We start from the raw sequence: 20,711 nt of genomic DNA on the forward strand, positions 1-20,711 counted from the left end.
GGTATTTAAGAAATTATTAATTAAAAGGAGTTCAATATGAAATGCAATGTCGGCGGTATTGATCGGATTCTCAGGATTGCAATAGGCACACTATTAGTTGGCCTAGCTGCAAATGGGGTAGTAGGTTGGTGGGGCTGGCTTGGTGTCATTCCACTTGCAACAGGCTTATTCCGTTTTTGCCCCGCTTATCCATTGCTAGGCATTAGTTCATGCGGGAATTCGTCTAGTAAAGACTCATGCTGTAAGTAATTTTTTGAACATTATTGGAATCCACGTATGAATATGACCCATTACATGCAGTTGTTAGCTGAGAATCAGCCGTGGAATTTGATGATTTTCATGGCGATTCCCATTGTGCTTGCTGAAACTTTAGCTATTACTGAACTCTATATTTTATTTACCAGAAGGTTTCATGGTTTCGTCTGGAGTTTGAACCGCTTTGCTGGCGCAGCTGTTGGGATTTACTTTATTGGCGTTATTGGCTATCTCTTAATGACTGCAGTAATTCCAATTACTCAAGCGGGAGAGTGGAGAACGGTAATCGATATAGTGGCAGTTGGATCTTATTTGACTGGTGGATTACCGTTGATTTGGATTGCCTTGCAGGAAATGGGCTTTGTAAACAAGAAATTAAACCAAGAGGGTAAGTTAAAGATCCATGCAATCTGCGTTGCGCTCTTCTTAGTCTTTGGCCACGTTGCTATGATTAGTGGAATGCTTGATCCTGGCTTGCTTGGCTATCAGGGTGCAGCCCACTCAGTGGATGCACCAATGCCTTCCCCTCACTCACATTGATGAGGCGTTCTGGTGCTGCGAAGTTTTGAAAAAGCATGCAATATAAAAACAATAAAAAAGAGTAGACCCACTATCCAGTGGGTATCTATTACTCCGTCTCGTATCTCCTCGGGTCCGTAATACAGTAAAGAGCCAGATGTAAGCAGTACAGCAAGAAAACCAAGCTGACTAAAACCGCTCCACCATTGCTTCTTTGATTTAAACCCAGCCTTTAGGTGAAAGGGTAGTACTGAGCCAATAGCTAAGGTCGCTAGCATTGCTGCTATTCCATGAGCCGCCAGGATGCTATGGGCACCAAGAGTGGAGCGCTGAATATGAAATTGATGGCCCAGTAGATATACAAGGCCGGTAATAGAGCAAGTCATCATGCCGCAGATGACAAATGTTCTTTGCCATCCGGGCATTTTCCCAAGGCGACTCATGCTGCAATCCTCAGCGCCTGAGCGGAGAAGCGCTCAAAGCATGGGTGATTCTCATTATTGGATAAAGCTAAGACTTTTGTAAGTGCATCTGCATAAACACACTCTTTAGCAAGGATGGAAAACGAGCCTGAAACCTCTACATGCACATCAAGCGGATGATGGGCCAAGGGATTGATGAGATAACTTTTCTGCTGATCTCTTTTTGCAAAGTAAAGGCTGCTTGTCGCAATGGCACCATTTTCCAAGGAGCCAATTTCAATCAACTCTTCAGGTATCTCGGGATTGCGAATTTGAATTGGGAAAGTGGTGTTACCAAATACACGCAGGTCGCCACCTGCATTGACGGAGCCTGAGATAACGCCTTCTGATGCCAGGACTCTGACCGCCATATCTACCGCAAACCCTTTAGCAATGCCACCAAAATCCAAGCAGACTGGCCGGGAGGACTTAATGAGATCAGGCGCCAAGAAATGGATATCTTCAATACCGCCAAGCTCATGATTGGAAAAAGTGATGTGACGAGGCAGTAGACCTGCGGCAACTAGACGATGTCCAATGCCGCAATCAAATAGACCATTGGATTCAAAATGAATCTCCTTTGCGATTTGAATGACTCGTGCAGTCCATGGATGAATTTCTACTGCCTCTGAGTGAGCCCGTTGATTAATCTGGCTCAGCTCACTTTCGGGGTTATGAAATCCCATAAGGTCATGAACATTTTGAATGGCTGCAAAAGCGTTTTCAATAGCTGCATGCCCCTCGTCTTGATCCATAGAGATCTCAACAAAGGTTCCAAGAAGGGGTTTGCAGCGAATCATTTTGTTTTGGCTGCTTGTGTTGGCACGAATGCTGGCGCAGTATTTTTTAGAGCCAACTCATGGAGAACAGCAACCCGCTTCACTCCATCGGTGAGATGCTTACAAGATAGTGTGGCACCCCCAATGTTTTGAATATCTTGATTCAGTTTTATAGGGTCATTTACGGTCTTGCCTACAAATTGTTTACGCCATTGCGCTTCTGCTACTTCATAGCCATAAGACTCAACGTATTCCAAAATTTCAATGCCTGCGATACTGCCATTGGGGTTAATGGCAACAGCATAGGTAATCATTTCATGCTTGCCAACAACCTCATCGATCACCAACCAGCTTCCATCAGTCGACTTCCATATTCGATCGCCCTGAAAGGGGTGGCGAATGCTAGACGCAGTACGCATCTTATCTTGCAGATCATCGGTAATGATGATGGGATTTTTTGTTAGCGTCTTATTAGGAAAGAGTATTTTCTGGGCTTGCTCTGCAGAAACATATATTTTTGCATGAGCAATGATTGGCGCACTAATCATTGCTAGGCCAATAAGGGCTAAGGGGTTAGGTTTCCAGATCATGGTTTTAATTTATGCAGTCAGCAATTCATTAGCTTCATTACAAAGGGTTTCGATATCGGGGTTGATGCCTTTAAGGTTGGAGAGTGCTTCAAACATCATCAGCGCTCTCTCCTTGGCTGTTTGGCATTGCGTGGCTTGAAACTTTAATAAGTGAGTTAGGGCCGCAACTAATAAATTCTGAGTTTCCATAAGTGCTTTCTTTTAATTGAGGGGGAAGCCAACTTTGACGATGAATTCATTTACTGAATGACTATCCCAAACACGGGCGTTGGAGCATTCAGCTGTGCCGTCGCCCATGCAGGTGTTACCTTTTAATTGATAACGCCAAGCCCCAGTGATCCACCAGTCTTTGGCTGCGTAGTGCATATTGGGGCCAACAAAGGTGGCTTTTTGTACTTGGTTTTGTAGGTTGTAACTTGAGTAATCATTATGGAAACGCGCTTCTACACCGGCAGACCATTTAGGCGCAAATCGATAGCTAGCGCCCACCAAGAAATCCAACATTGATTCAGGCACATTTCCGTTGCCAACGAATTTCAATTGCTCGTTTGCAACTACTACGTTGCCAGCGACAATTAAACGATCATCAATAAAGTTTGATTGCAATAACAGTCTTGCTTCAATTTCATTTTTATTGCGACCAAGTGTAGGTTCGAGATAAAGACCAACTCCTACGGGTGAAGTGACCGGATTGGTGATGCGATAAATTGCCTCTAGAGATCCACCTTCAATGCCGCTTTTTCGATATGGTGTCGCTGGATTGTGGCTTTCGGGAACTGGCTGGCCGCCTGTGCAGGTAGGTGCATCACCACAGGCTTCCGGATTGGTGTAATTTTGGTTAGCGTTTACGTAATACGAGTTCAGGTAACCGGCAATTTGTAAATCGTTGCTAAGACCGTATTCAAGTTCCGTTCTAGAAAGCCAGGCATTGTATGAGCCACTAGCCTGCTGTTTATTGAGCTGTAGGCGCTGCTCAAATTCCAGCTTGCCCTTAGGTTGTAAATCTAGGGTATATATCCACCCAAATGCCCCTTCACCAGCGTGAGCAAACGAGCAATGAAGGGTAGCTACTAATAAAAGGCTAAAGGCTAGAAGTCTATTAACGGTCAATTTCATGGTCCCTTAAGGTTGGTGGTTATGAATCTAAATGAGAATGGTTCTCAATATACCATCAAATGAGAATGATTCTCAACTAAGAAAATAACCATCACCCTAAAAATGGCGAAATCTATAAGCCTTTCCTTTTTTGCTTGTAAGATTTCTCCAAATGAACGCAGAGTCCTTGGAAAAACTGGTTTTGATGAAGATGCCCTTTGGTAAATATGCGGGGCGTGCATTGGCTGATTTGCCGGGGAATTATTTGGCGTGGTTTGCTCGAGAAGGTTTTCCGAAGAGTGAGCTTGGTCAGTTGCTAGAGTTGATGCACACGCTAGATCACAATGGTTTGCGTGGACTGTTGGCGCCCATACAGCGCGCGCATGGGCTGCAGGCTAAATCCAAATTACTTTGAACGAACAATCAGAGTGACGCGATTCCGTTCATAAGTCACGGTTGCAGAGTCAGGTGGGCTGCTTTGCAGCAGACTGGCTTGTAGATTAGTTTGCGATTCAATTTGAGCGGCAATCTGTTTTGCTAAATTCCCATTGCGGTCATATTGAATCTGAATGCTCGCAATCTTGCCTGTCTTGATGTTCTCAATGACGCCATTCAGTTTGCTAGATGAGTATTCATCAAAAAATACGGGGTACCAACCACCAAGTAATGGCTTCTGGGCCTTTGATTTCATGGGCTCTGTCGCTGCAAGAGGCGGCTGATTGCTATTACCATCAAGCGGCAAATGAAAATCAATCCCCGTTTTTTGCACCAATTCTTGATAAGAAATTGGCGGACTCATCATCGCATCGTTAGTATTTTCAACCCAGTAAGCCCAGGCAGTATTTTTGCTGGGGTCGTAGACTAACTTATAGATGTAACCTGGAATCGTCACACGACTTCGACCAATGCTGCCAATATTTCCAGTTGAGCCCGTAAAAACATAAACGTCGCCAAAAGCTCTTTTGACGTAGGCTCTGGTAGGCTCCTCAACATTTTTAGCCCAGATACCCTGATTATTCTGCCTAGCCTGGGGCATCATATTTGCCAGCGAGAATGATTGAGCCATGGCGCGTTCATTACTCATATCCCCGGCTGGAGCATTGTGCCCACGGTCGTAGCCGCTGCCACGGTAGTCTGCCAGAAGGGAGCGCTCTGCAAACGGCAGTCTGGCTTCTTCATAAAACTGATTGCTTCTGCGTGGATGCGGGGAAGAAAACTGCTCTTTGTTGAGTCTCTCGACTGTATAGATGGGCTTCTTATCTTGAGGGGAGTAGTAGATGGCAAAGCTATCAAAGCAGAGATCACGTCCGGCTTGAGGGGTTGTTGGTATTTGCTGAGCTGGGAAAAGGTCCTTGCAGTCCTCAAAAGCGGCAAGCGCATTGAATGAGGTGGAAATTGCTACGAAGGCAATAAGGTTACGCAGGAATTTCATGGAATCTAAGTGTAAGAGTTCTCTTTCGAATATTTCCATCTTTTTATCTTGAGCTAGCTCCAGAGCTAACAAGAATCAGAGGTTTCTTGATGTTTTTCTGGGTGCAGAAATCTATTTTTCAGCTTAGACCCCTTGTCAAATAGTGCATCGCATTAACTTTCTGCGTGCTACTACCCCTAGAAAATAAGAGACGCTAAAGCACTAGATGTATGATTTTTGGTGCTTAATTTTTGGGCGAAAACGTAAAAAAGTCCATTTTTGGTCAATTTTTTATAGAGTGAAATTAGTGCCTCCTAACTTATATAAGTCACTGATTTAATTGATTTATATATCATTTTGAAGGTAGATCTACGGGATCTCCCGGATTTCTAGATCAATAAGTTATGGTTTTGATATTCCTTATTCTTGACTTGATATAAGAATCTTCTTAGGATGACCCATGTTTTTAAGATATTGCAATGCAACATAAAACGGCAGTCTAGTTTTTTGAGGTCTTGCAAACAATGAATGAGTAAATGTTTATCTAACAATTTGAGCGACATGCAGATTACGCAGCCAACACTGTTGACTGCCAAAGAGCTGCTAGCGCACGCCATGGCTCCAGTCTATCGAGTCATTAATGGCTTACTTGTTGTTACTGTATTTATGGTGGTTGGTCTTTGGCTCTCGGGCAACGGTACAAACGCTGGTGCTTTTGATCTAGCCCGTGTCCTGGTTCCGGATGAAGCGCGCCATATGGTTTGGAGCAATGGTTTTGGGATGCTCAATCAATACAAGGATTCCAATGAAGTGTCAGCGGCTCAAGTTGCTGATACAGAAATTGCTGCAGTGATCTACAGCAAATCTAAGGCTCCAGCGACTACTGGTTTGGCAAGTGCTAAACAACAAACGGTTGCCTTGCTAATGCCTTCGGTAGCGCAAATGCAGGTGAAGTCGATTTCCCATTTGTCTGACCGCATTCCAAGCTCGAAGATTGATCCTCTGGCTTTGGATAGTAATTTGATGGGCTCGCTACAGAATCAACGCGCTGTAGCAGACTTCTTTGAAAAGAAATACAGCCTCGATCGCGCCAAGATTGAAGAATACGTTTCCAATACCATCTTGATTGCGAAAGAAGTCAATATTGATCCAGTACTTTTATTGGCGGTGATTTCAGTAGAGTCCAACTTCAATCCAAACACTAAGAGTCATGCTGGCGCCGAAGGTTTGATGCAAGTAATGACTTCTGTGCATAAAGATAAGTACGCAATTTTTGGTGGCACTTCTGAGGCTGCAAAGCCCGAGGTGAATATCCGTGTTGGCGCTTATATCCTCAAATACCTGATAGCTACCGCAGGCTCATTGCGCAATGGTCTTAAGTATTACGTTGGCGCTGCGAATGCTGAAGATGATGGTGGTTACGCTGATAAGGTGATGGCAGAAAGAAATCGTTTGATTGGTTTGTGTCAAAACCGTTCGCCTAATCGACTGACTCTGAACGGTAAGGACTTGCGTTCTTAAGCGTAGTGATCGGCGCTTGATTAAGGAATTGAAAAAGCCACCCTAGGGTGGCTTTTGCTTTACTACCTTATTTGGTGTTATTAGTTAACACCATGTAACTCCACATCAAACACCAGAGTAGCGTTCGGAGGAATCACGCCACCCGCACCGCGAGGACCATAACCCATCTCAGAAGGGATAATGAGAGTACGTTTGCCACCAATTTTCATGCCAGCAACGCCTTCATCCCAGCCCTTAATCACATGTCCAGCGCCCAAAGGGAAGCTAAAGAGTTGACCGCGATCTAATGAGCTATCAAACTTTTGACCCTTATGATCAGCAGCCTTCTCATCAAAGAGCCAGCCGGTGTAATGTACGTCTACATGATTTCCTTTTGTGGCTTCTTTTCCCTCGCCAACAACGGTATCGATTTTTTTGAGTTCACTCATGATGTTTTCCTATTTCACGCAAATTGATGGGCTAGTATATTCTGAGCTCTATAAATTGACAGCAAGCCAACTTTAACGAATACGTATGAAAAATTATTGGGCAAATTCCGCCTACAGCACCCTAGCAATCAGTCCAGACCGTCAGTTATTGGTGACGGATGACTTTTTGCGGACCTATATGGCTAGGCCAGAGCTCGCGCTAGTACCCGAATCTTGTTCAAATGAGCGAGCCTTGCACCAGCGCCTGACTGATAACCCTCGTGATGAAGTGTCTGAGGCTGAAATCGCCGCAATGGCTGACCTGGATATTCAGGAGAACTATCGTGTTTGGTTGCGCTATCGGGCGCGTCTACTTTCAGCCAGCTCCCTAGAGAGCTTTTATATGAGCCTATTTAAAGGCGAGGGCGTCGATGTTCCGCCTTTATTTATTTCTCTACTGGCCCAAATTTTTATCAGACATATTTTGGGTGATGAGGCTCAACCATTAGAGGTTCGCATGGGTGAGATCTTCTTCAGAACCCAAAAAATTACGGTCATTGAAGATGGCATTGTGATGGCAGCCGACGAGGAAGTGGTAGCTCGGAATGCGCAAGCAGGTGATACCGGCAACATTATGGATTTACTCAAAGGGAAGTCGATGAGTATGCGCTCGGCGGATCTAGATGTGATTCATGAAGACAATGCTGATGAGTATTGGCTACGCAATGAAGATTTTGATTTGGCGGTTCAACTCAACTTCGGACATGAGCCCATCAATCACTTTTGTCGTGTCTTAGAGAAATGGATCAAGCATTTTTTGGGTGTTGCCGTACGCATTACACCGATGCAGCAAATTACTGATCCCAAATGGTCGTGGCATGTTGGTTTGGATGCGGCTGCTACAGAGATACTCAATAAGCTTTACAACAAAGAGTTGGTTGAAGCCGACGAGTTGCAGAAAGTGATTTGCTTATTCCGCTTGGACTTTATTGATGAGTCCGCTGTAGCCAAGACTCAGGCAGGGAAGCCGGTATATATGGCTATTGCTATGAACGATCAACAGCAGTTAAAGCTAAAACCCCAGAATCTATTGTTCAACTTGCCGCTTGCAAAAACCTCTTAAGCTGGCGTTAGTGACTTTTTACGCTGCTTCGCAAGCCAGAAGATTGCTAGGCCGGTAATGATCACTGGGGTAAGAGATCCCCAATTTAAAATGCTCCAGCCATGAGAGGTAATGAGTGCGCCCGATCCAAAAGAGGTGAAGGCCATAGTGCCAAAGACAAAGAAGTTAATGGCTGCCTGCGCCTTATCGCGTTCATTGGGTTGATAAGCGGTCATTGCCAAAGAGGTGGCGCCGGTAAATAAAAAATTCCAGCCGACGCCCAGTAAAAATAAAGCGATGAAGAATTGATGAAGATCGGTTCCAGTCAGGGCAATGGCAATGCAGATACAGTTAAGAGCAACACCAGTGCCCATAATCTTTAATACTCCAAATCTCTGGATGAGCGATCCTGTAAAAAATCCAGGGGCAAACATACCAATGACATGCCATTCCAAAACTAAGGCGGTATCAGAAAATGGCAACCCACAGATTTGCATCGCTAAAGGCGTAGCAGCCATCAGCAGGTTCATAACGCCATAGCCCAATGCGGCGCCAATGATGGCGACCATGAAAGCAGGTTGCTGGAGGATGACTTTTAGGGGGCGCCCATCAGTCAGTGCATGCTGGGTCTTCAATTCTTGAGGGAAGTGAATGAACTGCATGACAAAGATACCAATGAAGCCAGCGATTGATAAAGTCAGATAGGCACCAAGAAATGCAGTGTCAAATAGATCTCTAGTCCAGGATGCGAGATTGGGCCCAATGACTGCCCCAAGGATACCGCCGGCTAAGACCCAGGAGACAGCTTTATCCCGTTGACTGATATCTGTCAGTTCTGCAGCGGCAAAGCGGTAAAGCTGGCCATTGGCACTGTAATAACCGGCAATAAAGGTGCCTAAGATTAAAAGCCAGAAGTTCTTGCTTACGGCAGCGTACGCACAGAGCAGTGCGGACAACATGGCCACTAATAGGCCTAGCTGAAAAGAGATCTTGCGCCCAAAATAGTTTTGGGACTTAGCCACAATAGAAGTGGAAAAGGCTCCCCCAACAACGTAACCCATGACAGGTAGGGTGGCCATCCAGCTGACTGGCGCTAGACTAAGACCTACCAAACCATTAATGGCGATAAAAGTGACGTTATTGGTGAGAAATAGCCCCTGACAAATGATCAGCAGCACCAGGTTTTTATTGAGTAAGGGGTGGTTGCTGGTCATGGCTTGCAGTTTACGGTGAATTTATAGCCTCTGCTGTCTTGGTGGATTCCCTTAAATTGCCCCATATCGGGGGTTTTCAGGTGCAAAACCGCCATTTATACCAAGTGCGATGATTTAAAATGGATCTCTCGCCTCATTGGCAATAGGTGCGCTAAAAGCGACTTGCTCGGTGTGGATTTGAGGGCGACAGGGTAAAAACCTGACTCTGTAATTTTTTCAATATTGAGGAAACATTCATGGCTTCAGAGAAATCAAAGATTATTTATACGCTGACAGATGAGGCGCCGCTTTTGGCGACTTGTGCATTTCTGCCAATTATTCGTACTTTTACGGCACCTGCTGGCGTAGAGATTGTGACGAGTGACATTTCTGTTGCCGCTCGTATCTTGGCTGAGTTTTCTGATTGCCTAACCCCCGAGCAGCAAGTTCCAGATAATTTGGGCGCGCTCGGTAAGATGACTTTATTGCCTGATACCAACATCATTAAGCTGCCAAATATTAGCGCCTCCGTTCCTCAGTTGCTTGCGGCGATTAAAGAATTGCAGGCTAAGGGTTACAAGATTCCGAATTTCCCTGAAGATCCAAAAACAGACGAAGAAAAATCTATCCGCACTCGTTATTCCAAATGTTTGGGTAGCTCAGTGAACCCAGTATTGCGTGAGGGCAACTCTGACCGTCGTGCTCCTCCTGCTGTGAAGCGTTACGCCCGTAAAAATCCACACTCCATGGGAGAGTGGAGTCAAGCTTCCCGTACACACGTATCCCATATGCATGGCGGCGACTTTTACTCTAGCGAGAAGTCAATGACCATGACTAAGGCTTGCGATGTGAAGATGGACTTGGTAACCAAGAGTGGTAAGACTATTGTTCTAAAACCAAAAGTCTCTTTGCTGGCTGGCGAAATTATCGACAGCATGAACATGAGCAAGAAAGCACTTTGCGAGTTCTACGAAAAAGAGATCGAAGATGCTTACAAGACTGGCATGATGTTGTCCTTGCACGTGAAGGCAACCATGATGAAAGTTTCTCACCCAATCGTGTTTGGTCATGCAGTGAAGATCTTCTACAAAGATGCTTTTCAAAAGCACGCTAAGCTATTTGAAGAGTTGGGTGTAAATGCCAATAACGGTATGAGCAGCCTGTACGAAAAAATCAAAACTTTGCCAGAATCAAAGCGCGAAGAAATCATTCAAGATTTACACGCTTGTCATGAGCATCGCCCAGCATTAGCGATGGTAGATTCTGCTAAGGGCATTACTAACCTGCACTCCCCAAGCGACGTGATCGTGGATGCTTCTATGCCAGCGATGATTCGTGTTGGTGGCAAGATGTGGGGCGCGGATGGTCGTTTACATGACACCAAGGCCGTTATTCCAGAAAGTACCTTTGCTCGTATCTACCAAGAAATGATCAATTTCTGTAAGACGCACGGTAACTTTGATCCAACAACGATGGGTACAGTACCTAACGTAGGCTTGATGGCCCAACAGGCTGAAGAGTACGGTTCACACGACAAGACTTTTGAAATTCCTGAAGCTGGCGTAGCGCGGATTGTTGCTGATGACGGCACTGTATTACTTGAGCAGAATGTCGAAGAGGGTGATATCTGGCGTATGTGCCAATGTAAAGATGCGCCAATTCGTGACTGGGTGAAGTTAGCTGTGAATCGCGCACGACTTTCCAATACTCCTGCCGTATTCTGGCTCGATGAGTACCGCCCACATGAAGCTGAGTTGATCAAGAAGGTAAATACTTATCTTAAAGACTACGACCTCAAGGGTGTCGATGTTCAGATCATGTCTCAGACTCGTGCAATGCGTTACACCTTAGAGCGCGTGATTCGTGGCAAGGACACTATTTCTGTAACCGGCAATATTTTGCGTGACTACTTAACCGATTTGTTCCCAATCATGGAATTGGGTACCAGCGCGAAGATGTTGTCTATCGTGCCTTTGATGGCTGGTGGCGGCTTGTTTGAAACTGGTGCGGGTGGTTCTGCTCCGAAGCACGTGCAACAGTTGGTAGAAGAAAACCACTTGCGCTGGGATTCGCTGGGTGAGTTCTTGGCTTTAGCGGTGTCTCTTGAGGATATCGGCGATAAGACGGGCAATAACAAAGTGAAAATCTTGGCTCGTACTTTAGACGAAGCTACTGGTAAGTTATTGGACAACAATAAATCACCTTCACCACGTACAGGCGAGCTAGATAACCGCGGTAGCCAGTTCTACCTAGCAATGTACTGGGCTGAAGCATTGGCCGCTCAAACCGAAGATAAAGAATTGCAAGCTTACTTTGCGCCTTTAGCAAAATCCTTGATTGAGAATGAAAAGAAAATCGCGGATGAGCTCAAAGCAGTTCAGGGTAAGCCAGCGGATATCGGCGGCTACTTTGTTGCTGATTCAGAAAAGTGCAAAGCGGTCATGCGTCCTAGCGCTACCCTAAATGCAGCTCTGAAGGCGGCAAGAGCATAGTAGGTGGAAGCGATAGGTGCCTAATCTTAGAATTGGGCTTACCATTTAAAGGCAAACTTTCGAGTTTGCCTTTTTTCTTTATGAGTTCCTGCTTGCTATTTTTAATTAATGCCAAAACCAAAAGACCTGGTGGAATTGAGTTACCTGAGCGAAGCTGTCTCGGATATGTCTTTTCTTGGCTTAATGCGATTGCTAGAGTCAGCGCGTGCATTTAATCAAAAGCATGGCGTCACCGGCATTCTTTTTTATGACAATCAGCAGTTTGCTCAAATTATTGAAGGTGAGCGCGCTAGTGTGATGAAGGTCTGGAAACGCATTCAGGAAGATAAGCGTCATCATCGAGTTGAACTATTGGAGATTAAAGAAATATCCGAGAAAAGCTACCCTGATTGGCTGCTTCGCTTTTATGGCGGCGAGTCTTTGGTTAGAGAGTACCCTGCCTTAGCTGAAATGGTTGGGGGTATGGATAAGCAAAGTCTTGCTTTAATGAACAAAATGCGCGAGATTCAGCCTTAAGCAAGAAATTGCCATCGGTAGGAAAATAGATTTATTCCATTTCCAAGGGGTACGAAATGCGCTTTATCGACAAGACTATTCTTGCAAGTGATATTACTCCGCAAGCCGTATTTGAAAACCGCAGAAATCTGATCAAGACGGCAGCCGCTGGGGGCTTTGGCATGGCTTTGGCTCCTTGGTTCTCAAGAGAGGCGCTTGCTGCTACCCCAGAAAAGCTAGCCGCTGTGCTGAACCCGGCTTTTGCTGACAAGGATGGGCTTACTGCTTATAAGTACGTTACTAGCTATAACAATTTTTATGAGTTTGGTACGGATAAGGCGGATCCAGCTGCGCATGCGGATACCTTGCAAACCCGCCCTTGGACAATATCGATTGAAGGTCTAGTCAAAAAACCAATGACGCTGGATATTGACGCACTTCTCAAATTATCACCAATGGAAGAGCGTATCTATCGGATGCGCTGTGTTGAAGGTTGGTCGATGGTGATTCCTTGGGATGGCTATTCACTCTCCAAGTTAATTAATAAAGTGGAGCCACTAGCTTCTGCAAAGTTTGTGGAGTTTATTTCTCTAGCAGATCGCAAGCAAATGCCTGGAGTGAAGAGCAACATCATTGATTGGCCTTATCGCGAAGGCCTACGTATGGATGAAGCAATGAACCCATTGACACTGTTGACCTTTGGCTTATATGGCGAGGTACTGCCTAAACAAAATGGCGCCCCTGTCCGTATAGTGGTGCCTTGGAAGTATGGCTTTAAGAGCGCTAAGTCGATTGTGAAAATCCGTTTTACAGAAGAAATGCCTAAGACCAGCTGGAATCAGTTCGATGCGCGTGAATATGGTTTCTACTCAAACGTCAATCCTCAGGTAGATCACCCGCGCTGGAGTCAGGCAGTCGAGCGCCGCATTGGTGACCCTAAGGGAATGTTTGCGCCAAAGATTAAAACCCAGATGTTCAATGGTTACAGTGAACAAGTAGCTAGTATGTATACGGGCATGGATCTGAAAAAGTACTATTAGTAATGAGCAAAATTTATTCGATATTTTTTAGTGCTTGTCTCTTTATCGCTAGCTTTTCTGCTTATGGTCAGGGAAACGATGTTCCGGTAAAAACTATTCCCTCATTAGACGTTCAGCGTTATTTGGGAACTTGGTATGAGATTGCAAAATACCCGAACTGGTTTCAAAAGAAGTGCGCAAGTAATACCAAGGCAGTGTATTCGGCTAGGGCAGACGGAACTTTGAAAGTCCTCAATAGCTGCAAAACAACTGAAGGTGAAATTTCAGAGGCTGAAGGAACGGCTCGTCAGATCGGACCTAAGGACTCTCCAAAGCTAGAGGTACGCTTTGCACCCTCATGGCTATCCTTCATACCGATGGTATGGGGTGATTATTGGGTGATTGATTTGGACCCACAGTATCAGGTAGCGGTAGTGAGCGATCCACGTCGTGAATACCTCTGGATTCTGTCTAGAACCCCTCAATTGGATAAAAAAGTATACGAAGATACATTGCAGCGCATACAGGCTCAACAGTTTGATGTGCGTAAGTTAGAGTCAACCCCACAAGTCATTGCAAAGTAAATCGATTAATACATTCGAGTATGACCGCACACCTATTACCACCTGGCATTGAGGTCTTTGAAAGAGGCTGGCTCTCTGCCAATAATATTGTTCACTTTGGTGATGATGATGTCTCCTTGGTAGATTCAGGATATTGGTCCCACCAAAATCTCACCCTAGATTTAGTGCGCAACGCTCTGAAAAAACATGGATTACCAGCTTTAAATAAACTGGTAAATACCCATCTTCATTCAGATCATTGTGGTGGTAATGCGGCATTAGCCAGCGCATTTGACTGCGAGGTATTTATTCCTGTTGCTGAAGAGCTGGCAGTTAAAAACTGGGATAACCATTTATTAAGTTATGACAACCTGGGGCAGGAGTGTCCGCAGTTTGTGCATCATGGAGTATTGGTTCCGGGTGAGGAGATATTACTTGGAAGATATCTCTGGAAAATATTAGCTGCACCAGGACATGATCCGCATTCGGTCATGTTGTATCAGGCTGATCACTGTATTTTGATTTCTGCAGATGCATTATGGGAAGAGGGTTTCGGAGTCATTTTCCCCGAGTTGTGGGGCGAGGCAGGCTTTGAGGAGGTGGCGCAAACTTTGGATCTCATCGAGACCTTACCTGTAGGGCTTGTGATTCCGGGGCATGGCGCACCTTTTGTGAATGTTGAAAAATCTTTAGCTACAGCGCGTTCAAGACTGGATTACTTAGCATCTGATCCAGATCGTAATGCCCGTCACGGCGCTAAAGTCTTGCTGAAATATCGTTTGCTGGAATGGCGCAGTCGTAACCTAGATCAGGTAAATCATTGGATTGCTAACACGCCCGCATTAATCAGTGCCGCAAAAATCCTGAATATGGATATAGATGAATTTACTCAGTGGTTGCCTAAGGCCTTAGTTAAATCGGGTGCGGCAAAACTAGAGGGTGAAGTCTTGGTTGATCTTGCCTAACCTTTGCATGTCCCTGACATTAAAAAGTGAGGGAAATTTTTCCATACACGGTCCAGTTGTACAGTTGATAAGTTTGTACAACTTGTTTGGCGCCGCCAATTGCGACTAACCAATTTTTGCTGAGGCGATGGGTGACCATTGCGTCGATCGGTAAAAACCAGCCACCGCTTACTGCGTTATAAACAGCACCATTTTCATCCCAGAAGCGCAGCTGGGTACTTGGGCTTAGATTCAAACCTATCGTTGGATACAGTTCGAGGCGGCTTGTAAGGGTGGGCGGGTTTGTGCCTGCAGGTACTTTTGGATTAAATCCAAACATATACCTGGCCAGCGGTGAAATATCCGAAAGTACTTGTTGCCCACTACCCACAGGTTTAAATGAGCTGCTTACTTGAGGGCCGGCTAACCACTGGCCCGTATTACCAAGAGGGGCAAACAAGCGTGCACCAACATTACCAAACCAGCCCGCTTGCCCGCCCCAGATTGTGAGCATTGCGTTGTTCGGGGAGAAGGTTCCGGTCGATTGAGCAGCTAGTTGTGGTCCATAGACCGCAGTATAGGCTGTATCCAGCCTCATCGTTCCGTGCCAATCACCAATATTTAAAGGGTTGTAGTAACGTAATTTGAGGGTGTCAGCATAGTTTTGTGAACCATCGTACTCATGGTAGCCCCAAAATTCCAGGATGTGGTCTTTTGATCTGTCTTGAGATGCATTAACGAGCCCTAAAATAGGAGCAGAGCTCTGTTCTGCTGCATAAACTAAAGCAGTAGAGGTGCACAGCAATAGAAGGGTTAGTACGCGCATAAATGTCATATAGGCATTAATATTAAATTACAAAGCACTATTTACTAAGGATTTGAAGAGGAAGTATGGAACATACCGTATTAGTTACTGGCGCAACTGCTGGATTTGGAGAGGCAACTGCCCGACGTTTTTTGGCTAATGGTCATAAGGTTGTGGCTGTGGGTAGAAGAGCTGAGCGTTTAGAGGCCCTCAAGAACTCTTTGCCGGCTGAGCAACAGAAAAAACTGCTCACCATGGTGGTAGATGTTTGCGACAGTGCTCAGGTAGATACTTTGGCAACCGTGCTGCCAGCTGAATTTTCAAAAGTGACTGTACTCGTGAATAATGCTGGCCTTGCCTTGGGTTTGGAGCCAGCTCATAAAGCATTTTTGAGTGATTGGGACCAAATGATTGATACCAACATCAAAGGACTTGTACACATGAGTCGCGCATTTTTGCCTGGCATGGTCGAGCGCAAGTGTGGACATGTGATTAATTTGGGTTCCGTTGCTGCAAACTACCCTTACCCAGGTGGAAATGTTTATGGTGGAACCAAGGCATTCGTAAAGCAATTTAGTTTAAATTTACGCGCTGATCTCATTGGTACTCCTGTGCGAGTGACCTGCATTGAGCCAGGGATGTGTGCTGGCACAGAGTTCTCCAATGTTCGATTTAAAGGCGATGATGACAAGGCGGAGAAGGTCTATACCGGTGTCCAGGCTTTGAGTGCTGATGATGTTGCAGAGACCATCTATTGGTCTGCCACCCTGCCTAGCCATATGAATATCAATGTACTCGAAGTAATGCCGGTTCAGCAGGCATTTAATGCCTTTAATGTGCACCGTGGTGAGTTCTAGGAGGATTAGGATAAAGTATTGGTAGCTAAATCTTGGACGTATATAAAAATCAATCAAGGAGACGGTATGTCAGACCACAATAACCAAGCAAGCCGACGCAATGCCATGAAGATGGGTGTCGGTCTCGCAACTCTAGCAACAGCTAGCGTTTCAGGGCAGGCACAAGCAGCTGAGGTAAAGACCCCATTTGCTGTAAGTCAGGTTTATATTCCAATTGCAGGTAGCTCACAAGAATTTCCAGTGAGAAGGATTTACTGCATTGGCAGAAATTATGCGGCGCATGCAAGAGAGATGGGTTCTGACCCAACTCGTGAGCCACCATTCTTCTTCCAAAAACCAACTGATGCAATTCAGTTTGTTGCCCCAAACAAGATTGTTGATCACCCCTATCCAACCTTAACTAAAAACTATCACTATGAAGTGGAGTTGGTAGCAGCGTTGAATAAAGGCGGAAAAAATATTCCAGTGGAAAAAGCCTTGGAGTATGTCTATGGTTATGCCCTTGGATTGGACATGACGCGCAGAGATTTGCAGCGTTTTATGGGTGATCAAAAAAAGCCTTGGGAAATCGGTAAGTCCTTTGATTACTCGGCGCCTATTGGCCCTATTTACACAGTAGATAAGGTAGGGCATTTTAAAAATGGCGCCATTGCATTGTCGGTGAATGGCGTTACCAAACAAAGCGCTGATCTGAGTCAGATGATTTGGTCTGTTGCAGAGCAAATTGCCAAACTTTCTGAGGCGAATGAACTCTTCCCTGGGGACATTATTTATTCGGGCACGCCTGAAAATGTGGGTCCAGTTGTTAAGGGCGACGTTGTACGTTGCACGATTGCTGGATTGCCTGATTTAGTTGTGAAAATCGTCTAAATGTTGGCGAGGGCTCTAGTAGGACTTTTATGCCTGGGATCTCTGGTTTGCTCATATGGTGCGCATGCTGCTGAATATCGGTTTTATTCAGCGGCTGGCGCCAAAGTCCCGTTGAATGAGTTATCACAATTATTCAATCGGACCCAGTCCGACAGCAAGATAGTCAATTATTTTGATACTGCTGGGGCTGCAGAGAAGCAATTCTTAGAAGACCCGAAGAGTAGTTGCTTGGTAACAACCCAAGTGCGAATTAATGGCGCCATCAAATCTGGTGCTCTGAAGAGTCAAGAGCAAATTTCTTTGGCTGATACGCTGGCGGGCTTAGCCTCATCAAGTGCGGCGAAACCCAAAATTGGAAACACTCAAGAACTACGTAATGCGCTATTAAATGCAAAATCCATTGCGTTTTCTGATCCTGCCAGAGGGGCTACGGTAGGTAAGCATTTCGAAGAAATGATTAAGAAGCTAGGTATTGAAAAAGAAGTGATGGCAAAAGCCATGCTTGCTAGCGATGGCGTTGAAACTATGAAGCTGGTTATGGCTAAAAAAGTAGAGTTAGGTGTAACCCAAATGAGTGAGGTGATTCAGGCTGATCGCAGCACGCTGGTTGGGCCATTCCCTCCTGAGTTTGAGTTGGCGACACGCTATTCTTTATGGTGCAAAGATCCATCCTCACCGGAGATCTCTTCGTATATTGCTTTGCTGAAATCTCGCTTTGGAGCACAGGTGTTTAGTTACAACGGATTGCGCCCAGTTCAATAAATACGCCAACTCTTGCAGTGGTTTCTAGGCAAGGGTTACTTGGGCTTCCATTGATAAAATTTTGGAAACACGCGCATTACAACGGGACCATCAAAGTCCCAAGATTTGCAGGTTCCCAAGTAGAGTGGTGGCTTTTCTCCGCTCGGATCAAAAAAGGCCCCCGGTACGGATTGGTAAGCTGCGGTTGCTAGGTTATTGAGCAGTTCTCTTAGGTGAGTGCATCCTTTAATTCCACCAAGGTGGAGGTCAATCGTTTTGCGCCACCCCTTGCCTAAGCGTTCCCCAATCAAGCCATTCATCGGTGGAATTGCGGCTATGCATTCTGTATGAGGATGGCCATCCATTGCCACTTCGATATCCTTGATGACAAATTCTTTATCCAGCGTGACTCTTACCCACATGTCATGAAAGGCTTCGCCAGGCTGCCAGATTTTTGCGCTGGTCTGAAATGGATTTGTCTTAAAGTCTTTTAAGTGCCCCTCGATATCCCATAATCCGTCCTCTCTCGCAAAACCCTGGAAAGTAATTTCTCGCGTGTGGAGGAGGGAGCGTGGTTTTGGGGTGGAGAGCATTTTGTTGGCATCTAGGAATGGCGGGAATACCCAATGATAATGAATTGCAGGCTGAGCAACCGATCTGATATTGGTCTTGTCTGTAGTATCCTCTGCAGCATATGGCAAAACCGATTTCCCTAGAAAAAATTCTCTTTAGCCAAGGCTTTGGAACCCGTCGCTATTGCAGCGATTTAGTGTATGCCGAGCTGGTTAAGGTGAATGGAGAATTGGCCGAAGATCCCGAAGAACGAATTGCAACCGAAAATTTGATTCTGAATGTTGAAGGCAAGGATTGGGAGTATCACGAGAAGGCTTATCTTGTTTTTAATAAGCCGGCTAATTATGAGTGCTCGCATAAAACGACCCATCACCCCAGTGTCTATAGCTTGCTACCAAGTCCTTTTGTTGAAAGAGGATTGCAGTGTGTGGGGCGATTGGACTATGACACTACCGGCTTACTATTGATATCAGATGATGGTCAGTTCATTCATAAGATGACTACCCCCAAGAAGAACATCGGCAAGGTTTATGAAATCACTACGCCGGAGCCTATTACTCAAAAACAAGTTGATCATCTGCTAAATGGCGTTGTACTTGATGATGATCCAAAGCCTTGCTTTGCTTCAGCATGCAAACAAATTTCTGATCATGTGCTGGCAATGACGATTGTTGAAGGGCGTTATCACCAGGTAAAGCGCATGATGGCTGCCGTAGGTAATCATGTTGCCAAACTGCATCGCACTGAAATCGGAGCATACAAAATGCCAACCGATTTGGCTGAGGGTGAATGGCGTTGGCTATATCCAGATGATTTAAAGCAGCTCGCACAAAGTGTAGCCACTTAAGGGAAAAGGATATCTATTTTGATAGTCGAAGGTTTTGACCTAGATAAAGAAATTCCTGCATGGTCTCTGGGTGTTGATGAGAAATCCATTGCACAAGAGTTTGTCTTTGTAAACTTTAAGCAGGCATTTGAATTTATGACGCTTTGTGCTCAGTATGCTGAAGAAATTGACCATCATCCTGATTGGTCGAACTCTTGGAATAAGGTGAAGGTACATTTAACAACCCATTCAGCCCGCACTTTGACTAAATTGGATATTCAGTTAGCAAAGGCAATGGATGCCTTTGCTTCCCAAGTCAAGCGAAGCTAATCAGTGCTCGTCGCCTTCGTGTTCTTCCTCATTCATGCTCATGAGGATGGTGGCTAATAAGCCATAGACTACTTCGGTGGAGATCATCCCATCTTCATCCAGTTCATCAATTAAGTCATTTAAACGGTCTTCGGTAGGCTCGTTGAGCAAAGTCATTGCACACTCACACCCAAAGTCAAAATCTTCATCGTTCTGGGTTTGGTTTTCTTCGGTCATATTTATCCTTAATTGAGGCTTTAGGATAGCAAATTACAGTCCAATTCGATAGGGTTTTTCCTAATACAAGGTAATTTATGTGCGAGTGCAAAAGGTCCAGAATGATTTATAGTCATTTGAAAATAAAACCACAGGAGACGGTATGCAACTAGACATAAATGGCAAGATACAAAATATTGACGTAGAACCTAATATGCCGCTGCTTTGGGCTATTCGGGAAGTGGTTGGACTAACGGGTACAAAGTATGGCTGTGGCGTAGCCCAATGCGGAGCCTGTACCGTCTATTTGAATGGTGAGCCTGTGCGCTCATGTTCAATCCCGGTATCTGCTGTAGGCAAGGCAAAAATTACGACTATTGAAGCGCTCTCGAAAAATAACACCCATCCAGTACAACAAGCTTGGATTGCACTCGACGTACCTCAGTGTGGCTATTGCCAGTCTGGTCAAGTAATGGCGGCGGCAGCTCTCTTGAAGAGGAATCCAAAGCCAACTGATGCTGACATCGATAGCGCAATGAGTAATGTATGCCGTTGCGGAACCTACCAAAAGATTCGTGATGGAATTCATGTTGCATCTGGCCAGAAGAAGTTAGCAGATGTCCTTGCGCAGTACGACGCCACTCCGGCGACACGTGGTTAAGGAGAAC

27 protein-coding genes are annotated in these 20,711 nt (G+C 45.3%); 16 read left to right on the forward strand and 11 right to left on the reverse strand.

What is annotated here, in order from left to right; genetic code table 11:
- Positions 1-36 precede the first annotated feature (36 nt).
- Positions 37-249 (forward strand): DUF2892 domain-containing protein, encoded by a 213-nt coding sequence (locus AOC21_RS01885; protein WP_215392128.1) that lies wholly within the window; start codon positions 37-39, stop codon positions 247-249.
- Positions 250-276: 27 nt separating this feature from the next.
- Positions 277-795, forward strand: coding sequence for a DUF6803 family protein (locus AOC21_RS01890; RefSeq protein ID WP_215392129.1), 519 nt, complete (start codon positions 277-279; stop codon positions 793-795).
- Here the strand turns inward: AOC21_RS01890 and AOC21_RS01895 are convergent.
- From AOC21_RS01895 to AOC21_RS01915, 5 genes are read right to left on the reverse strand one after another with little or no spacing between them, the layout of a single operon-like run.
- Positions 783-1,217, reverse strand: a complete 435-nt coding sequence (locus tag AOC21_RS01895; RefSeq protein ID WP_215392130.1) for a hypothetical protein — start codon at positions 1,215-1,217, stop codon at positions 783-785. The genes AOC21_RS01890 and AOC21_RS01895 overlap by 13 nt on opposite strands.
- Entirely contained in the window at positions 1,214-2,035 is an 822-nt protein-coding gene (locus AOC21_RS01900) for an FAD:protein FMN transferase (RefSeq protein ID WP_215392131.1), read from the reverse strand. The genes AOC21_RS01895 and AOC21_RS01900 overlap by 4 nt, the downstream gene beginning before the upstream one ends.
- On the reverse strand, positions 2,032-2,604 hold the full coding sequence (locus AOC21_RS01905) for an FMN-binding protein (RefSeq protein WP_215392132.1): 573 nt from the start codon (positions 2,602-2,604) through the stop codon (positions 2,032-2,034). The genes AOC21_RS01900 and AOC21_RS01905 overlap by 4 nt, the downstream gene beginning before the upstream one ends.
- A 9-nt stretch (positions 2,605-2,613) precedes the next feature.
- Positions 2,614-2,793, reverse strand: coding sequence for a hypothetical protein (locus AOC21_RS01910; protein WP_215392133.1), 180 nt, complete (start codon positions 2,791-2,793; stop codon positions 2,614-2,616).
- Positions 2,794-2,805: 12 nt separating this feature from the next.
- Positions 2,806-3,720 carry a DUF6662 family protein gene (locus tag AOC21_RS01915; protein ID WP_215392134.1) on the reverse strand — a complete coding sequence of 305 codons (915 nt, stop codon included), beginning with the start codon at positions 3,718-3,720 and terminating at the stop codon, positions 2,806-2,808.
- Positions 3,721-3,871: 151 nt separating this feature from the next.
- Here AOC21_RS01915 and AOC21_RS01920 point away from each other — a divergent pair, with 151 nt between their 5' ends.
- Entirely contained in the window at positions 3,872-4,114 is a 243-nt protein-coding gene (locus AOC21_RS01920; RefSeq protein WP_215392135.1) for a DUF3820 family protein, read from the forward strand.
- On the opposite strand, the gene AOC21_RS01925 is transcribed toward AOC21_RS01920, so the two are convergent.
- Complete coding sequence (locus AOC21_RS01925) at positions 4,106-5,170, reverse strand: DNA/RNA non-specific endonuclease (protein WP_251371544.1); 1,065 nt, start codon at positions 5,168-5,170, stop codon at positions 4,106-4,108. The two genes, AOC21_RS01920 and AOC21_RS01925, sit on opposite strands and share 9 nt — an antisense overlap.
- A 501-nt stretch (positions 5,171-5,671) precedes the next feature.
- Here AOC21_RS01925 and AOC21_RS01930 point away from each other — a divergent pair.
- A complete protein-coding gene (locus AOC21_RS01930; protein WP_251371594.1) occupies positions 5,672-6,631 on the forward strand; it encodes a lytic transglycosylase domain-containing protein in 960 nt (319 codons plus the stop codon).
- 80 nt (positions 6,632-6,711) lie between these two features.
- On the opposite strand, the gene AOC21_RS01935 is transcribed toward AOC21_RS01930, so the two are convergent.
- Complete coding sequence (locus AOC21_RS01935; RefSeq protein WP_215392137.1) at positions 6,712-7,059, reverse strand: FKBP-type peptidyl-prolyl cis-trans isomerase; 348 nt, start codon at positions 7,057-7,059, stop codon at positions 6,712-6,714.
- Between the two features lie 85 nt (positions 7,060-7,144).
- Here AOC21_RS01935 and AOC21_RS01940 point away from each other — a divergent pair, with 85 nt between their 5' ends.
- Entirely contained in the window at positions 7,145-8,161 is a 1,017-nt protein-coding gene (locus AOC21_RS01940) for a DUF6352 family protein (protein ID WP_215392138.1), read from the forward strand.
- Here the strand turns inward: AOC21_RS01940 and AOC21_RS01945 are convergent.
- Complete coding sequence (locus AOC21_RS01945; protein WP_215392139.1) at positions 8,158-9,354, reverse strand: MFS transporter; 1,197 nt, start codon at positions 9,352-9,354, stop codon at positions 8,158-8,160. The two genes, AOC21_RS01940 and AOC21_RS01945, sit on opposite strands and share 4 nt — an antisense overlap.
- 236 nt (positions 9,355-9,590) lie before the next feature.
- Here AOC21_RS01945 and AOC21_RS01950 point away from each other — a divergent pair, with 236 nt between their 5' ends.
- The 5 genes from AOC21_RS01950 (at position 9,591) to AOC21_RS01970 (ending at position 14,867) form a co-directional block, all read left to right on the forward strand.
- A complete protein-coding gene (locus AOC21_RS01950) occupies positions 9,591-11,825 on the forward strand; it encodes an NADP-dependent isocitrate dehydrogenase (protein ID WP_215392140.1) in 2,235 nt (744 codons plus the stop codon).
- 108 nt (positions 11,826-11,933) lie between these two features.
- Positions 11,934-12,341, forward strand: coding sequence for a BLUF domain-containing protein (locus AOC21_RS01955; RefSeq protein WP_215392141.1), 408 nt, complete (start codon positions 11,934-11,936; stop codon positions 12,339-12,341).
- A 56-nt stretch (positions 12,342-12,397) separates the two neighbouring features.
- A complete protein-coding gene (gene msrP, locus AOC21_RS01960) occupies positions 12,398-13,360 on the forward strand; it encodes a protein-methionine-sulfoxide reductase catalytic subunit MsrP (RefSeq protein WP_215392142.1) in 963 nt (320 codons plus the stop codon).
- Between the two features lie 2 nt (positions 13,361-13,362).
- The gene (locus AOC21_RS01965) at positions 13,363-13,923 is read left to right on the forward strand and encodes a lipocalin family protein (protein ID WP_215392143.1); all 561 of its coding nucleotides are present in this window, start codon (positions 13,363-13,365) and stop codon (positions 13,921-13,923) included.
- A 20-nt stretch (positions 13,924-13,943) separates the two neighbouring features.
- Positions 13,944-14,867, forward strand: a complete 924-nt coding sequence (locus AOC21_RS01970; RefSeq protein WP_215392144.1) for an MBL fold metallo-hydrolase — start codon at positions 13,944-13,946, stop codon at positions 14,865-14,867.
- Positions 14,868-14,886: 19 nt separating this feature from the next.
- On the opposite strand, the gene AOC21_RS01975 is transcribed toward AOC21_RS01970, so the two are convergent.
- Positions 14,887-15,672 (reverse strand): hypothetical protein, encoded by a 786-nt coding sequence (locus AOC21_RS01975; RefSeq protein WP_251371545.1) that lies wholly within the window; start codon positions 15,670-15,672, stop codon positions 14,887-14,889.
- A 65-nt stretch (positions 15,673-15,737) separates the two neighbouring features.
- On the opposite strand from AOC21_RS01975, the gene AOC21_RS01980 reads away from it, so the two are divergent.
- The 3 genes from AOC21_RS01980 (at position 15,738) to AOC21_RS01990 (ending at position 18,140) form a co-directional block, all read left to right on the forward strand.
- The gene (locus AOC21_RS01980) at positions 15,738-16,508 is read left to right on the forward strand and encodes an SDR family oxidoreductase (RefSeq protein ID WP_215392145.1); all 771 of its coding nucleotides are present in this window, start codon (positions 15,738-15,740) and stop codon (positions 16,506-16,508) included.
- A gap of 66 nt (positions 16,509-16,574) precedes the next feature.
- Entirely contained in the window at positions 16,575-17,378 is an 804-nt protein-coding gene (locus AOC21_RS01985; RefSeq protein ID WP_215392146.1) for a fumarylacetoacetate hydrolase family protein, read from the forward strand.
- A complete protein-coding gene (locus AOC21_RS01990; protein WP_215392147.1) occupies positions 17,379-18,140 on the forward strand; it encodes a substrate-binding domain-containing protein in 762 nt (253 codons plus the stop codon).
- Between the two features lie 35 nt (positions 18,141-18,175).
- Here AOC21_RS01990 and AOC21_RS01995 read toward each other — a convergent pair whose 3' ends face one another.
- A complete protein-coding gene (locus AOC21_RS01995; RefSeq protein WP_251371546.1) occupies positions 18,176-18,820 on the reverse strand; it encodes a DUF2889 domain-containing protein in 645 nt (214 codons plus the stop codon).
- Here AOC21_RS01995 and AOC21_RS02000 point away from each other — a divergent pair.
- Entirely contained in the window at positions 18,814-19,539 is a 726-nt protein-coding gene (locus AOC21_RS02000) for a pseudouridine synthase (RefSeq protein WP_215392148.1), read from the forward strand. The genes AOC21_RS01995 and AOC21_RS02000 overlap by 7 nt on opposite strands.
- Positions 19,540-19,557: 18 nt before the next feature.
- Positions 19,558-19,848, forward strand: a complete 291-nt coding sequence (locus AOC21_RS02005; protein ID WP_215392149.1) for a 4a-hydroxytetrahydrobiopterin dehydratase — start codon at positions 19,558-19,560, stop codon at positions 19,846-19,848.
- Here the strand turns inward: AOC21_RS02005 and AOC21_RS02010 are convergent, their stop codons facing one another.
- Entirely contained in the window at positions 19,849-20,064 is a 216-nt protein-coding gene (locus AOC21_RS02010) for a hypothetical protein (RefSeq protein ID WP_215392150.1), read from the reverse strand. It lies immediately after the preceding gene.
- 142 nt (positions 20,065-20,206) lie between these two features.
- Here AOC21_RS02010 and AOC21_RS02015 point away from each other — a divergent pair, with 142 nt between their 5' ends.
- The gene (locus tag AOC21_RS02015) at positions 20,207-20,704 is read left to right on the forward strand and encodes a (2Fe-2S)-binding protein (RefSeq protein ID WP_215392151.1); all 498 of its coding nucleotides are present in this window, start codon (positions 20,207-20,209) and stop codon (positions 20,702-20,704) included.
- The last annotated feature ends 7 nt before the right edge of the window (positions 20,705-20,711 follow it).

The organism is Polynucleobacter sp. VK25 (assembly GCF_018687355.1).
Taxonomy (GTDB): domain Bacteria; phylum Pseudomonadota; class Gammaproteobacteria; order Burkholderiales; family Burkholderiaceae; genus Polynucleobacter.